Origin of the sequence: Mycobacterium sp. (assembly GCF_035570115.1) — a bacterium.
In the GTDB taxonomy this organism is placed as follows: Bacteria; Actinomycetota; Actinomycetes; order Mycobacteriales; family Mycobacteriaceae; genus Mycobacterium.
The window spans coordinates 1-14,045 of record NZ_DATMLH010000093.1 but is presented as its reverse complement, the minus strand read 5'-3'; the positions used below and the strand labels follow the sequence as shown (position 1 = coordinate 14,045).

Sequence of the window (14,045 nt, the reverse complement as noted above, 5' to 3'; positions counted from 1 at the left end):
TGATCATGACATCCCCCTGGCCCGCGCGCCGTCGAACTTTCGCAGCAATTTACCCTCATTGACCAGGGCGCGGTCACAAATAGGTGATGTATCGCCGCGTTCTGGGTGGCCCACGTGCTCGTCCTGCGTGAGGATTTGGTGCCGGCGCTGGGCCGAACCGTCCGGGCCGTTGGGGCTGTGAATGGCTCGCCGAGTTTCGAGTCGATGAGGCAACCCGATTTGTGAGGTTTTCGCTGTCTAAACCCAGTAGGGAACGCGGGCGCGGTACTGGCGCATCGCGAAAGCCGCTAGCAGCCAGCCCACCACCGTCAACCCCACCACGACCGCCCAGTGCCGTAGCTCCTGGTGGGAGCCCAGCAACGGGGCGCGCACGATATCCAGGTAGTGCAGCAGCGGGTTGAGTTCGACGATCTTCGACCACTCTCCGGCGCCCTGCTTTCGCAGCGTGTCGTCGTTCCAGATGATCGGCGTCATGAAAAACAGCAACTGCACGATGGAGAACAGCAGCGGGCCGATGTCGCGGAAGCGCGTCGCCAGGATGCCGAAACACAGCGACACCCACACGCAGTTGAGAACAATCAGCCCCAACGCCGGGATCACCGAGAGGTCGGCCCAGGACCACGGCTTCGGGTAGATGATCGCGATGACGGCGTAGATGACGATGTTGTGCGCGAACAGGATCATCTGCCGCCACACCAGCCGATAGACGTGCACGCTCAGTGGCGTCGGCAGTTGCTTGATCAATCCCTCATTGGCGACGAAGACCTGGGCGCCCTCCAGGATGGAGGCGTTGATGAGATTCCAGATGATCAGGCCGAGCGTGACATAGGGCAGGTGCACCGACAGCTGGAGGTGGAACAGCTTGGAGTAGAGGCCGCCCATCGCAACGGCAGTGGTCCCGGTGGCGATGGTGATCCAGAACGGCCCGAGCACCGAGCGGCGGTAGCGCTGTTTGATGTCCTGCCAGCCGAGGTGCAGCCACAGCTCGCGGCGACGGTATCCGTCGACCAGATCACCCCAGGCCCGGGTCATCGTCTTGGACTGCGCGGCAATATCAACGATCGTCATCAGGCCTCCTGAACTGTTCCCGCCGGCCGAGCCGGCGGAGCCGCAGCCACTCCCGCAGGCCTTTCGGGTCGCGACGGGATATCAGGAAAAACCAGCCGAACCGCAGCCACTCCTGAACCAGCAGTTTGCGCAGACCCGGCTGCGCCATCAGGTAACCGCGGTTGCGGTAGGTGAAGTAGCGCTTGGTGGCGTCGTCGGGATACTGCGTATGCATCCGGCCGCCGAGGATCGGCTTGAACTCGGCCGATCCGCACGGATGCAGGTAAGCCGCATTCAGGCAGGTTCCGAACGCCAGCCCGGACCGGACCAGCCGACGATGCATCTCCACCTCGTCGCCGCGGACGAACAGCCGCAGATCGGGAACGCCGATCGACTCGAACGTCGACGCCCGAAACAGTGCTCCGTTGAACAGCGAGGCGATGCCCGGCAGCAGTTCCTGGCCGGCCTCCGTGCGCAATTCGCTGACCAGCCGCCGCCAGACCAGGCCGCGGCGCAACGGGAAGGCCAGCCGTTGCGGGTCGTCGGCGTTGCACACCATCGGCGATACCTCGGCCAGCCGGTGCGTGTCCGCGCATGCCAGCAGCGTGGCCAGCACCTGACTGTCCTGCGGATGGCCGTCGTCGTCGGCCAGCCACACCCAGTCGGCACCGAGCGCCAGCGCGTGCAGGATGCCCAGCGCGAAACCGCCTGCGCCGCCGAGGTTTCGGCGCGACGGCAGATACGTCGTCGGGATGGGTTGGCCGGCCACCAGATCGCGAACTGTGTCGTCACCGTCGCCGGAAAAATCATTGTCGACCACGATCAGCTGGTCAAGCAGCCGGCTCTGGGTGCTCAGCGCGTCGAGCGACTTGGCGAGCTCGTCGGGTCGCCGGTGGGTGACCACGATGGCGCACACCGTGGTCATGCGCGGTTCGCTTCGGCGAGCACCTCACGCACATGCCGGGCCGCGTCGTCGCCCTCATACGCTCGCACGACGTCCTCGATGCCGCCGGTGAGCTTGATGACACCGTGGTCGATCCACATCGCGGTCTTGCACAGCCGGGCCAGGAATTCGTTGGAATGGCTTGCGAACACCAGGATTCCGGAGCGTTCGACCAACTTCTGCAGCCGCGTCTGCGCCTTCTTCAAGAAGTCCGCGTCGACGGCGCCGATTCCCTCGTCGAGCAGCAGGATCTCGGGGTCGATGCTGGTGACCACGCCCATCGCCAATCGCACCCGCATACCGGTGGAGTAGGTCCGCAACGGCATCGACAGGTAATCACCGAGTTCGGTGAAGTCGGCGATCTCGTCGACCTTGGCCAGCATCTGCTTGCGGGTCTGCCCGAGGAACAGGCCGCGGATGATGATGTTCTCGTAGCCGGAGATCTCGGGGTCCATCCCGACGCCGAGGTCGAAGACCGGCGCCACCCGGCCGCGGATGATGGCCGAGCCGCGGGTGGGCTCGTAAATGCCCGAAAGTAGCCGCAGCAGTGTCGATTTCCCTGCCCCGTTGTGGCCCACCAGCCCGACCCGGTCGCCTAGGTCCAACGACATGGTGATGTCCCGCAACGCCTCGATGACCACCACGTTGGAGGCATTGCGCCCGATGGTGCCACCAAGGAAGGTCTTCTTCAGCGAGCGCGATTTGGCGTCGAAGATGGGAAATTCCACCCACGCGTTGTGCGTCTCGATATGAGGACGGCGGGGACTCGTCACCGAATGTCCGCTAGAGGTATTGCCCGGTGCCCGAACCCCCGGGACCACCGGACCGGCCGACCCCCGGGGGCAGCGCGCCTTGGCGCATCTGCTCCAGCTGTGCGCGAGCGGCCATCTGCTGAGCGAACAGCGCGGTCTGGATGCCGTGGAATAGCCCCTCCAGCCAGCCGACCAGCTGCGCCTGGGCGATGCGCAACTCGGCGTCCGACGGAACGGTGCCCTCAGTGAACGGCAGGGTGAGGCGGTCGAGTTCGTCACGCAGTTCGGGCGCCAGCCCTTCTTCGAGTTCGCGGATGCTGGTGGCGTGAATCTCGCGTAACCGGTTGCGGGTGGCGTCGTCGAGCGGGGCCGCCCGTACTTCCTCGAGCAACTGTTTGATCATGGTGCCGATCCGCATCACCTTGGCTGGCTGCTCGACGAGGTCGGTCAGCGACCGGTCATCGGAGTCGTCATCCTTCGCGGCCGCCATCAGCCGCGGATCGAGGCCACCGATGATTTCGATGTCGTCGTCGTTGCCGGTACTCAATGCAGTCACTCTCCTCGCCGCTGGCATCTGTTCATGTTTTGGGAGTTGTCGGGGCGCCACGCCATTCGTAAATCCAGGCCCCACCGTTGTCGTAGATCTTCACCCACGACTTCGATTGGTCTATTGACACTAGTCCGTCGGGCACCTTGAACCCCCGAACCGTCGGGGCGCTGGTCAGGATGTAGCGAATGTTGAGCGCCCGCAGCGCCTCGGCTACCCGCGGATCGTTGTCTTTGTCGGCGTAGGCCCAGAAAATGAAGCGGTAATAGCCCGGGCCGGTCTGCTGCGGGTAGTCGTAGTGGGTCCACAGCGGGTGCAGATCGGCCACCGCATACATCCACGCCGTGCCGTCGACGTTCGAGTCGCCGATCAGCGTGTGCCGGGCTCCCGGCAGGGTCGCCAGGTAGGCCATCGCGTCGAGGTCTTTCCGGTTGATGATCACCGAGTCGTATTTGTCGCCGAATAGCACCAGGTGCCGGTAGAGGTAGTGGCGGCCAGTCAGCACCGTGGTGAGCACCAGGAGGACCACCGTGGTGGAAACCCAGACCGCTGCGGTCGGGCGGCTAAACCGCTCGGGCAGTCGTTGGGCTGATCTTTTGAGCAAGGCCACCACCGCCAAAACCACCGCGAACACCGCTATCCCCGCCATCGGCGTGAGCAGCATCGTGACCACGGCGGCGAGCCGTCGCGGATCGTTGTAGAAGAACTGGCTGAATTCTTCGATCGCGGCGCCGAGCGGGTTGTGAAACGGCGCCCCCGAGTAGATGGTCGCCACGGTTAGCACCAGCCAGAGCACCGGCGGCCACCAGATCCGTTTGGACAGCAGGATTGCCATGCCGATCGCGCTCAGCACGATCAGGCCGTATTGGGTCGGAAAGTCGTTGAGGTGCCGGGTGTGCAAGAGCAGCGCATCGATGACGCCCTGCTTGACGGTCTTGAAGCTGGGGAACGCGTGCCCGGCGATGATATCGGCCTGGTGGGCCACCCCGATGAACTGCGGCGCCAATATCAGCGCCGTCGGCACCACCACCGCGGCCAGGATCAGGACGTCGGCCAACCGACCACGTATCGGATGCCGCCGCGCGTCGAAAAGCCACCAGGCCAACAGGAACAAGATGACGACGAACCCGCCGGTGAGGTGTAGCGACAGGATGCCGACGAGCGCCAGCACGGCCGCCGGGATGCGGTCGCGATGCCGCAGCGTCGAAGTGATCAAGAAGAACGTCGGGATCGCGACGCCGTAGGCGGCCAGGTTGGGCATCGCGGCGACGCCGAACTCGACGTAGGGCACCGACGTGAACGACGCTGACATCGCGGCCGACGTGGCTGCCGCCCCGGCGGCGCGCCACTGGCCGGAGGCTGAGGAGGCCGACAATTCGGACGGCGTGGTGGGTCTGAGCAGAAACCAGGTGAGCATGGCCGCGCTGGACGGGAACAGCCAGACGGAGGCCGCTACCGAACTCAAGGTGTAGGCGGTGGTCGGCGACGCCCCGGTGAGCTGACAGAACACCGCGGTGAGGGCGTGAAACACCGACGGGTAGTAGAGCGGTTGATGGGTCTCGACGTTGCGCAGCTCGCCCATGTGGGTGGACGAGGCCTGGCCGGTGTCGAGGATGAAGCGCACCTCGTTCGCATGCCAGACCGCGTCCCAGGTACTGGGAATGGACTGCCAATGCGTGAGCCCGCGATAGGCCGCCCACATGATCAGTAACGCACCGAGCAGCACACCGGCCGCTACCGTCAGCGCCGGCCAGCCTGCGATCCCTCGGGCTTCGGCCTGGCCGTCGCGGTAGCGGGCGAGCAGCGGCTGCAAACTCGTCATCACCAGGCACACCGCGGCGAGCGTGATCAGCGCTGTCCAACCGTTCCAAGGGATTCCGAGCGCGCCAAAGGGAATTATCGCCAGAGCCACCACGCCGTAGGTCAGCGCCGGGCCAACTGCGATGGCGACCGGCCAAGTTAGCTGGGTGATTCGTGCGACGATTGCCCCCGGCGCGATCAGCAAAAACAATGCGATCAGCGTTCCGATCCACAGCCCCACTGGACTAGTATGGCTGGCCGGGTGACCTGGCTCGGGACGGCAGGGACGCATATGGTCGCGCTCTACCGTCATGGTTTAGCTAAATCTGCGGAACTCTAAGGTGGCCGGCATGGCATACGACGTCGCCCGGGTGCGGGGATTACACCCATCACTCGGGGACGGTTGGGTGCACTTCGACGCGCCGACCGGGATGCTGATTCCCGACTCGGTGGCGACCACCGTGTCGACCGCATTCCGCGGATCGTTCCCCAGCACCGCCGGGCCGCATCCGGCGGCTCAGCGCAGCGCGGCCGTGCTGGAGGCGGCCCGCCAGGCGGTCGCAGACCTCGTCAACGCCGACCTGCGCGGCGTGGTCCTGGGCGCCGATCGCGCGGTTTTGCTGTCGTCGTTAGCCGACGCGTCGTCTACCCGTGCCGGGCTGGGCTACGAGATGGTCGTCACCCGGCTTGACGACGAAGCCAACATCGCGCCGTGGCTACGCGCAGCAAACCGGTTCGGCGCCAAGGTGAAATGGGCCGAGGTCGACATCGAGACCGGTGAGCTGCCGACCTGGCAATGGGAGGGGCTGATCAGCCACCCCACTCGTCTGGTCGCTGTGACGTCAGCGTCGGGGACGCTGGGCAGCATCACCGATCTGCGCCCCCTGACCAAGCTGATCCATGACGTGGGTGGTTTTGTCATCGTCGACCATTCCGCCGCTGCCCCGTATCGTCTGGTCGACATCGACGAAATCGACGCCGACGTGGTAGCCGTGAACGCCGTCGGGTGGGGCGGTCCGCCCATCGGAGCATTGGTGTTTCGCGACCCGGCGATGATCAACACCTTCGCCTCGGTGTCGACGAACCCGTATGCCACCGGCCCTGCACGCCTCGAGGTTGGCGTGCACCAATTCGGCCTGCTGGCCGGCTTCGTAGCCAGTATCGAATACCTTGCCTCACTGGACGAGTCGGCGCGCGGAACGCGACGCGAAAGACTTTCTACCTCAATGCAATCGGCGATGTCCTACATGGACGGGATATTCGATTACCTGATGAGCTCCCTGCGTTCGCTGCCACTGGTGGTGGTGATCGCCCGGCCGGAGGCGCGGATACCCGTCGTCAGTTTCGCGGTGCACGAGGTGCCTGCCGAGCGGGTGGTGCAACGGTTGGCGGACAACGGCATTCTGGCGATCTCCAACGCCAGCTCGCGAGTGCTGGACGTGATCGGTGTCAACGACGTCGGCGGCGCGGTCACCATCGGCTTGGCGCATTACTCGACGATGGCCGAGGTCGACCAATTGGTGCGCGCCCTGGCGTCACTGGGCTAAGGGTCGGCTCGCGTTACTGGTCGACCGTCAGGACGATCTTCCCGGTCACCTGTCCCGACGACAACAGGCGGTGAGCCTCAGCGGCCTGTTGGATCGGGATATGCGCCCCGATCACCGGCCGGACACGTCCCTCAGCAATCATCGGCCAGACCGATTTCGTCACCGCCTCGACGACCTCGCTCTTACTGTTGGGACCGGTCACCGGTCGGCCCCGCAGGGTGGTTCCGATGACGTGCGCCCGTTTGCTGAGTAGCTTGCCGATGTTGAGTTCGCCCATGACGCCGCCTTGCATCCCGATGATGACCAGCTGGCCGTCAGGAGCCAGCGCGTCGATGTTGCGGTCCAGGTATGAGGCGCCCATGATGTCGAAGATCACGTCGGCACCCGCGCCATCGGTCGCCTCCCGCACCCGCGCCACGAAGTCCTCGTCGTGATAGTTGATCAAGATCTCGGCGCCCAGTTCGCGGCACGATTCCAGCTTGGCCGCCGAGCCCGCGGTGACAGCGACGCGGGCGCCCAGCGCCCGGGCGACCTGGATCGCGTGGCTTCCGACGCCGCTGGCGCCGCCGTGCATCAGGAGTAGCTGGCCCTGACGGAGATGAGCCGTCAGCGCCAGATTCGACCACACCGTGCACGCCACTTCCGGTAGGCCGGCAGCGTCCCGCAGGTCGACGCCGCCCGGAATCGGCAGGAGCTGACCAGCGGGAACAGCGACGTATTCGGCGTAGCCACCGCCCGCCAGCAAAGCACACACTTCTTGCCCGGGCGACCATTCACTGACGCCGTCGCCCACCTCGGCGACCACGCCGGAGACCTCCATGCCGAGCAGCTTGCTGGCTCCCGGTGGCGGTGGGTACAGGCCGGCGGCCTGCAGCAGGTCGGCGCGGTTGACGCCGGCGGCGCCGACCTTGACCAGCACTTCGCCGCGGCCCGGCACGACATCGGGGACTTCCTGCCAAACGAGTTCATCGGCGGATTTAGCGACGATCGCGTGCATACTCGACACGCTACTACCTGCGGATATCGACCGTTCCAAACAGCTTTTTCAAAGGCTTTGTGTCGCATAGCATGACGTAATGGCCGCCCTCATTGCCGGCCGGACAGCCAGTGAGATGCCCGGGCTGGATATCGCTGAGCAGAAGTCGTGGCAGAACTTCTTGGACTCCACCCTGCGTGTGTATGCGATGCTCAACCGCCGACTCACCGATGCGCATCAGCTGTCGCTGTTCGACGTCCGGGTGCTCGACATCTTGGATAACTCACCCGCCGGCTGCGTGCGGATGGGCGACCTGGCCGACGCGCTGCCGTCGCTGCCCAGCCGCCTGACCCGCCAGATCCGTCGACTGGAGGGGCAAGGGCTGGTGCGCCGCGAGGCCAGCCAGGATGACCGGCGCGGGGTGGTTGCCGCCATCACCGAGGACGGTCGGGAAGCGGCGAGGCAGGCCATGGTCACCTACGCGGAAGGCGTGCGCACCTATTTCCTCGGGCAGCTGTCGCGTTCTCAGATCGCCGCGATGGGGGAGAACTGCCGACGGATCAGCGCCGCGCTGAAAATCTCCGACCGGGCTTCCAAGACCGGCGGGCAGGCCGGCGGGGCCTGACACAGTTACCCTTGTCGGCGGTGGCGTGGCAGAGCGGCCTAATGCACTCGCCTTGAAAGCGAGAGACGGCTAAAACCGTCCGGGGGTTCAAATCCCTCCGCCACCGCCATTGCGTTGCTTTGTCAGGGTGAATTGTCCGACGTCGGTAATGCCGCGGCGGAAGAAATCCGCGCAGCCGGTCAGGTAACGCAGGAAACGGTCGTAGTCGGCGTGTTGGCCGGCGCGCAGACGGTCCGCTCAGGCGATCGGCACCCGTGGAATCTCGGCTGCGATGCGGTCCATGAGGGCCCTGTAGCGCTTGAGTTCTGGATCTATGCCCGGCTTGCCGCTGCTCACCACACCGGCGGCCAGCTGGCGCTCGGGGTCGGCCCAGATCGCGATGTTGACTAGCCCCAGGTGGCCGAACGCCTCCGGCGCGTCGCGGCCGAAGGGGCCGAATCGGTCGGTGCCCAATTGGAAGCCCGTGCCCCACCGGGCAGGAGCCAGTCCGGTCGCGACATCCGGTCGGAGACGGCGACTTTGGCGCACCGCGCTGCGCAGTGTCTCCGGCCGCAGGACCTGCACACCCTCGAGTTCACCACCGCGGCGCCATATTTCGGCGAAACGTGACATCTCATCGGCGGTCGATACGGTGTTCGACGAGGGGACGACCGTGGTGAGAAACATCGGTGTATTAGTCAGCGGGATGGTCTGGTACAGCGTTCCCCCGATCGCCTTGCGAAACGCAGCCGCGATCGGTGCCGGCAACTGCTTGCCGGTGGCGTGGCTGGGCGCGACGGTCGAGATATCCGCCTCTGCGACGCCGAAATTGGTCCAGCGGAAGCCCAGCGGATCGAGGATTTCGGTGGCAAGGATCTCGCGGATGTCCTTACCGGTGGCGGCGTATACGATCTCGCGCATCAGCGGGCCCCACGTGAGCGCGTGGTAGATGTGCACCAGGCCGGGCCGGTACAGCGGCCGCAGCTTGCTGAGCTGTTCCTGCGCGTACCCGTGGTCGTCTGCCCGTTTGAGGTCCGGCCGGGGTCCGGTCGGGAACGGAACGCCCGCGCTGTGGGTCATCACGTGCCGGATCGTGGTGCGGTGTTTGCCGTGGCTGGTGTAGGTGGGCAAATACTCGCAGACGCGATCGTCAAGCGAGAAGTGCCCGCGTTCGACAAGCATGTGCACGACGGTCGCGGTGATCGCTTTGGCCGACGAGTACACGCAAAACGGCGTATCGGTCGTGACTGGGATCTTCTCGGCGTCGGGCGGGTCGGTGGGGGCGTTGCCCCAGCCGTGTCCGATCGCGCGGTTGAGCACCACGTTGCCGTTGTGCCGAAGGCACAGCTGGATCGCCGGATGCATCCCAGCCGCATACCAGTGGCGGGCGGCCTGCCAGATCCGGTCGACGGCTGCGGGGTCGATCCCGGAGTGGTCTTCATCGCCCACCGCCGTGATGGCGTCCAGGTCGGCCGGGACGTGGATCCTGCCCTGCAAGTCAACCTGGCTGGTCATTACATGCCCCTTCTAGTGGACTCGGTCGAAACCCACCCGCGAGGGTACGTGTGGCTCCGCCCGATGGGTTATCCACAGTTCGACATCTATCCACAGGTGGGGATTTTGCAGCTCTTTCGCTCGGCTTCGCGATCAGGTGCTCACGAATCGGCCGATCGCGACGAAGGCCGCGAGCAGCAGGAGAATCACGTTGATTGGCAAAGGTTGTCGCTCGTTACGAGTCAGGTGCACGCGCATCGCGCCGATCTGCACGATGACCAGGCCGACCGCTGCGAGGGGGGTCAGGATGCGGGCGATGCCGGTCGCCTCGGGCAGGATCACGCCGAGCGCGCCGAGGATCTCGACCGCGCCGACGGCCTTGACGGCCACGTCCGAGTTGTCCTTCATCCAGTCGAGTCGGCCCGATGCCACGAGTTGTTCGCGCGGCCGAATGACCTTGAGCCCGCCCGCGGCGAGATAGACGAATGCGAGCAGGGCCTCCGCGGCCCACAGTGCGATGTTCACGGTATTCCCCAATCCTTACTATTTGTGCGTAGCCACATCGTGTGTCAGCGCTGGGGCAGCGACAAAAGGCACATCGATGTATGCATCCAGGAAAGAAGCTTCGATATGACACACATCACACGAAAGACGATGCGGATACCCGAGGGCGGTGCGGTTCGGGAGGTCCTCGACCGCATCGGCGACAAGTGGAGTCTGCTGGTAATCGGCACGCTGCGAGACGGGCCGATGCGGTTCGGCGGGCTGGAGGAGACCGTGGCAGGCATCTCGCAACGGATGCTCACCCTGACGCTCAAGCACCTGGTCGAGGATGGCCTGGTCGACCGCAGGGCCTACGCCGAGGTGCCACCGCGAGTCGAGTACGAGTTGACCGAACTCGGTCGGACACTGCTACCGCTGGTGATCTCCCTGGCCGAGTGGGCCATGGCGCACCACGAGGAGATCAATGCCAACCGCACGTCACGGTAATGCCGAATCGCCTTATTCGCCGGTGAACTGTGGCGGGCGTTTGGCGAAGGTTGCCGAGATCCCCTCGGACAGATCCTTTGACGGTAGGAACGCCGCGTTCCACGCGGCGACATAGCGGAGACTCGCCGATACCGCCGAAATCCGTTGCTGGTCAAGCACATCCTTGATGCCGCGGACCGTCAACGGCGGGTTGGCGGCGATCTCGGCGGCGGCGGCGTGCGCGGCTTGCAGAGTGGCGTCGGCGTCGGCGAAGACGTCGTTGACCAAGCCGATCTTTTCGGCGCGAGCCGCGTCGATGTCCTTGCCGGTAAGTGCCAGCTCGCGCAGGTGTCCGTCGGAAAGGATCAGCGGCAGCCGGGCCAGGCTGCCCACGTCGGCGACGATGGCCAGCTTGACCTCGCGGACCGAGAACTTCGCGTCGGCGCTCGCGTAGCGGATGTCGACGGCGGAGATCAGGTCGACACCACCGCCGACGCACCAGCCGTGCACCGACGCGATGGTCGGTGTGCGGCAGTCGGCGACGGCGCTGATCGTGTTCTGCATGCGCAGCACCTCGGAGTGGAACTCGGTGCGCGGCCCCGCCAGGGCGCCGTCAGCCAGCACGGGGGCCATGGTCCCGCCCATCGCCGGCAGATCCAGGCCGTAGCTGAAGTTGCGCCCGGACCCGGCGATGACGATGGCCCGCACATCAGGGTCAGCGTCCAGGGCCCCGAATAGCTCCGGTAGTTCCGACCAGAACGCCGGTCCCATCGCGTTGCCCTTGCCCGGTCCGATCAACGTCACCTGTGCGACGTGGTCTTTGGTTTCGACGGTGACGGATTCGTAGGGCTCGCCCATGTCGAGACCGTACCGTGGACGTCATGTCCTCCGACCTGCGGCCCGGGCCCGATTCACCACCCACCGACGAGCTGGCCAGCGCAGAAGCAGCGCTCAGCGCCCTGCAACATGTCCTGCATCCGATCGCACGTGACGAGTTGTCCAAATCCACACCGTGCTCGGAATACGACGTGATGCAGTTGACCGACCATCTGCTGAACTCGATCACCCTGCTCGGTGGCGCGGCGGGCGCGGATCTCCCGGACCGTAACACCGACTACTCGGTGGAGCAGCAGGTTATCTGCGCGGCCCGGCCCGCGCTCGACGCATGGCACCGCCGCGGCCTGAACGACACGGTGACCATCGGCACCAACGAGATACCCGCTACCTTCGCCGTCAGCATCCTGTCGGTCGAATTCCTGGTGCACGGTTGGGATTACGCGACCGCGACCACACACCGGATTGACGTCGCCGAGTCGCTGGCCGATTACGTGTTAGGGCTTGCCCACAAAGTCATCACGCCACAAGGGCGCGCGACAGCGGGCTTCGATGATCCGGTCGCCGTGCCCGACGATGCGTCGGCCCTCGACCGGCTGATCGCCTTCACCGGCCGCGATCCGGCGGTGGCGCGCGCCTAGACGCGTTCCAGAAAGAAGTAGAAGTAGCGACTCACTCCGTCCTGGACATCCAGTACGCCCTTGCCGTTCATGATGCCCATCAGCGCGTTGTCGTCGATCGTCTTGAAGTGATCGTGCACGGGCTGGCCGTCGTAGACCATCGTGGCAGTGACTTCGCCGCGGAACTCCTCCAGCCACAGGCTGGCCTCGCCCTTGCCCATCTTGACGTTGGAGAACCGGTTCCCATCTTCGTCGAGACACACCAACGGCTGCACGTCGGCGGGCGAGTTGAACGTCTTGCCGAACCAGCGTGACTTCTCGAGCTGACCGTTCATGCGGTGGCCGGTGACGAACTCGCCGCCCTTCCATTCGCCGAGCATGCCGTCGATGGTCGCCGGCCGCAGACTCGCCCAATAGTCGTCGAGCTCGGCGTCGGTGATGGCGCCGGTGCGCTCCGTGAACTCGATGAACTTCTTGCGGGCCAGTGCGTCACTCATGGTGTTTCTCCTTCAGATCCAGCTTTTAGCGAATGCGAGCAGGGCGTCGTTTTCGTCCGGGGCGCCGATGGTCACCCGGACGCCGTCGGTGCCGTACGGGCGGACCACGATGCGTGCGTCGGCCGCTCGCTCCACGAAGTCCAGGGTGCGAGGTCCGAGCGGCAGCCAGACGAAATTCGCCTGCGACGACGGCAGGGTGAACCCGGCCGCGCGCAGGGCGTCGCTCACCCGAGTCCGTTCGGCGACGACCGCATCGGTGCGGGCGAGCAGCTCGTCGGCGGCGTCCAGCGAAGCGATGGCCGCGGCCTGCGAGATGCTGGTCGCGGTGAACGGTACGTAGGCCTTGTCCATGGCGGTGATCAACTCCGGATTGCCGGCCGCATATCCCACCCGCAAACCGGCCAGGCCGTAGGCCTTCGAAAACGTGCGCAGCACAACGACATTGCTGAGGTCGCGCACCAAACCAAGACTGTCCGGCACCAGTCCGTCGCGGATGTATTCGACGTAGGCCTCGTCGATCGCGATCAGGACGTGCGACGGCACCGCCTCGGCGAAGCGGGCCAAAGCATCCGGGTCGACCACCGTCGAGGTGGGGTTGTTGGGGTTGCAGACGAAGATCAGCCGGGTGCGGTCGGTGACCGCGGCGAGCATCGCCGTCAGGTCGAAAGTGTGGTCGGAGAGCGGGACTTGGACAGCGGTGGCGCCGGCGAGGCGGACCTGCAGCAGGTAGATCTCGAAGCTGCGCCAGCCGAACAGCACCTCGTCGCCGACCGTGGTGCTGATCTGGATGAGTTGCTGGCACAGGCTCACCGAGCCGCAACCGACGGCGATGTGCTCGGGTCCCCAACCGCCTGCGCTGCCCACCCGCCCGGAGTTCAGGTGCTTGGCCAATGCTGATTTGAGTTCACCGCAGCCGTTGTCCGGGTAGCGGTTTATGACGTCGGTGGTGCGTTCGATGGCGGCGCGGACGCTGGGCAACGGGCCGAAGACGGTCTCGTTGCTGGCCAATTTGATCGCGCCCCGGACCGTTTTGCCTGGGACGTAGGCCGGCAGCTCGGCCAACTCGGGGCGCAGACGAGCGGTCATTTCGACAGCATATGTCCGGCCTGTGTACGCTGTGCTCCGCGGCGGTTCCGGGAGCCCGGCTGAGCTGGGTGGCCAGGCTCCTCCTCGGGCCGCTGCCCGGCCCGCATTCTCGCCCGGCGGAGTCCGGTACCCTCAGGAAATCCAAGGAGGCGTGCCAGAGCGGCCGAATGGGACTCACTGCTAATGAGTTGTCCTCTTACCGGGGACCGGAGGTTCAAATCCTCTCGCCTCCGCCAGCTAGATAACTGAACACATGCGCCCGTAGCTCAACGGATAGAGCATCTGACTACGGATCAGAAGGTTGGGAGTTCGAATCTCTTCGGGCGCGC

15 protein-coding genes, 3 tRNA genes and 1 pseudogene are annotated in these 14,045 nt (G+C 65.4%); 7 read left to right on the top strand and 12 right to left on the bottom strand.

Translation table 11 applies throughout. The features are described 5' to 3' along the window. Positions 1-237: 237 nt before the first annotated feature. Genes VNW74_RS08345 through VNW74_RS08325 form a run of 5 tightly spaced genes read right to left on the bottom strand, consistent with a single transcriptional unit; the run spans position 238 to position 5,330 of the window. Positions 238-1,068: an ABC transporter permease gene (locus VNW74_RS08345; RefSeq protein ID WP_325676134.1), complete on the bottom strand. Its 831-nt coding sequence runs from the start codon at positions 1,066-1,068 to the stop codon at positions 238-240. Further along, positions 1,055-1,972, bottom strand: a complete 918-nt coding sequence (locus VNW74_RS08340; RefSeq protein ID WP_325676133.1) for a glycosyltransferase family 2 protein — start codon at positions 1,970-1,972, stop codon at positions 1,055-1,057. The genes VNW74_RS08345 and VNW74_RS08340 overlap by 14 nt, the downstream gene beginning before the upstream one ends. Continuing rightward, a complete protein-coding gene (locus VNW74_RS08335) occupies positions 1,969-2,763 on the bottom strand; it encodes an ABC transporter ATP-binding protein (RefSeq protein ID WP_325676132.1) in 795 nt (264 codons plus the stop codon). The genes VNW74_RS08340 and VNW74_RS08335 overlap by 4 nt, the downstream gene beginning before the upstream one ends. Positions 2,764-2,773: 10 nt before the next feature. After that, the gene (locus tag VNW74_RS08330) at positions 2,774-3,316 is read right to left on the bottom strand and encodes a bacterial proteasome activator family protein (protein WP_325676131.1); all 543 of its coding nucleotides are present in this window, start codon (positions 3,314-3,316) and stop codon (positions 2,774-2,776) included. A gap of 4 nt (positions 3,317-3,320) precedes the next feature. After that, positions 3,321-5,330, bottom strand: a complete 2,010-nt coding sequence (locus VNW74_RS08325) for a DUF6541 family protein (RefSeq protein WP_325676130.1) — start codon at positions 5,328-5,330, stop codon at positions 3,321-3,323. Positions 5,331-5,439: 109 nt separating this feature from the next. Between VNW74_RS08325 and VNW74_RS08320 the strand changes: the two genes are divergently transcribed. Next, positions 5,440-6,636 carry a cysteine desulfurase-like protein gene (locus tag VNW74_RS08320; protein ID WP_325676129.1) on the top strand — a complete coding sequence of 399 codons (1,197 nt, stop codon included), beginning with the start codon at positions 5,440-5,442 and terminating at the stop codon, positions 6,634-6,636. A 13-nt stretch (positions 6,637-6,649) separates the two neighbouring features. On the opposite strand, the gene VNW74_RS08315 is transcribed toward VNW74_RS08320, so the two are convergent. Continuing rightward, positions 6,650-7,633 (bottom strand): NAD(P)H-quinone oxidoreductase, encoded by a 984-nt coding sequence (locus VNW74_RS08315; protein WP_325676128.1) that lies wholly within the window; start codon positions 7,631-7,633, stop codon positions 6,650-6,652. A 79-nt stretch (positions 7,634-7,712) separates the two neighbouring features. Here VNW74_RS08315 and VNW74_RS08310 point away from each other — a divergent pair, with 79 nt between their 5' ends. Continuing rightward, positions 7,713-8,237 (top strand): MarR family winged helix-turn-helix transcriptional regulator, encoded by a 525-nt coding sequence (locus VNW74_RS08310; RefSeq protein ID WP_325676127.1) that lies wholly within the window; start codon positions 7,713-7,715, stop codon positions 8,235-8,237. A gap of 19 nt (positions 8,238-8,256) precedes the next feature. Next, positions 8,257-8,346, top strand: a tRNA-Ser gene (locus VNW74_RS08305). Here the strand turns inward: VNW74_RS08305 and VNW74_RS31860 are convergent. From VNW74_RS31860 to VNW74_RS08295, 3 genes and pseudogenes are all read right to left on the bottom strand, one after another. Beyond that, positions 8,325-8,441 (bottom strand): annotated as a pseudogene (locus VNW74_RS31860) (hypothetical protein); the annotation flags it as partial. The gene VNW74_RS08305 and the pseudogene VNW74_RS31860 overlap by 22 nt on opposite strands. 33 nt (positions 8,442-8,474) lie before the next feature. Next, positions 8,475-9,731 carry a lipase LipE gene (gene lipE, locus VNW74_RS08300; RefSeq protein ID WP_325676126.1) on the bottom strand — a complete coding sequence of 419 codons (1,257 nt, stop codon included), beginning with the start codon at positions 9,729-9,731 and terminating at the stop codon, positions 8,475-8,477. A 132-nt stretch (positions 9,732-9,863) separates the two neighbouring features. Beyond that, a complete protein-coding gene (locus VNW74_RS08295; RefSeq protein ID WP_325676125.1) occupies positions 9,864-10,235 on the bottom strand; it encodes a DoxX family protein in 372 nt (123 codons plus the stop codon). A 105-nt stretch (positions 10,236-10,340) separates the two neighbouring features. Between VNW74_RS08295 and VNW74_RS08290 the strand changes: the two genes are divergently transcribed. Further along, positions 10,341-10,700, top strand: a complete 360-nt coding sequence (locus VNW74_RS08290) for a helix-turn-helix domain-containing protein (protein ID WP_325676124.1) — start codon at positions 10,341-10,343, stop codon at positions 10,698-10,700. 12 nt (positions 10,701-10,712) lie between these two features. Here VNW74_RS08290 and VNW74_RS08285 read toward each other — a convergent pair whose 3' ends face one another. Then, a complete protein-coding gene (locus tag VNW74_RS08285; RefSeq protein WP_325676123.1) occupies positions 10,713-11,537 on the bottom strand; it encodes a crotonase/enoyl-CoA hydratase family protein in 825 nt (274 codons plus the stop codon). 23 nt (positions 11,538-11,560) lie between these two features. On the opposite strand from VNW74_RS08285, the gene VNW74_RS08280 reads away from it, so the two are divergent. Continuing rightward, on the top strand, positions 11,561-12,154 hold the full coding sequence (locus VNW74_RS08280; RefSeq protein ID WP_325676122.1) for a TIGR03086 family metal-binding protein: 594 nt from the start codon (positions 11,561-11,563) through the stop codon (positions 12,152-12,154). Here VNW74_RS08280 and VNW74_RS08275 read toward each other — a convergent pair. Both VNW74_RS08275 and VNW74_RS08270 read right to left on the bottom strand, forming a co-directional pair. Further along, positions 12,151-12,630, bottom strand: coding sequence for a DUF4334 domain-containing protein (locus VNW74_RS08275; RefSeq protein WP_325676121.1), 480 nt, complete (start codon positions 12,628-12,630; stop codon positions 12,151-12,153). The genes VNW74_RS08280 and VNW74_RS08275 overlap by 4 nt on opposite strands. 12 nt (positions 12,631-12,642) lie before the next feature. Beyond that, complete coding sequence (locus tag VNW74_RS08270) at positions 12,643-13,716, bottom strand: pyridoxal phosphate-dependent aminotransferase (protein WP_325676120.1); 1,074 nt, start codon at positions 13,714-13,716, stop codon at positions 12,643-12,645. A gap of 145 nt (positions 13,717-13,861) precedes the next feature. Here VNW74_RS08270 and VNW74_RS08265 point away from each other — a divergent pair. Both VNW74_RS08265 and VNW74_RS08260 read left to right on the top strand, forming a co-directional pair. Then, positions 13,862-13,952 (top strand) — tRNA-Ser (locus tag VNW74_RS08265). A 19-nt stretch (positions 13,953-13,971) separates the two neighbouring features. Then, positions 13,972-14,044, top strand: a tRNA-Arg gene (locus tag VNW74_RS08260). The last annotated feature ends 1 nt before the right edge of the window (position 14,045 follow it).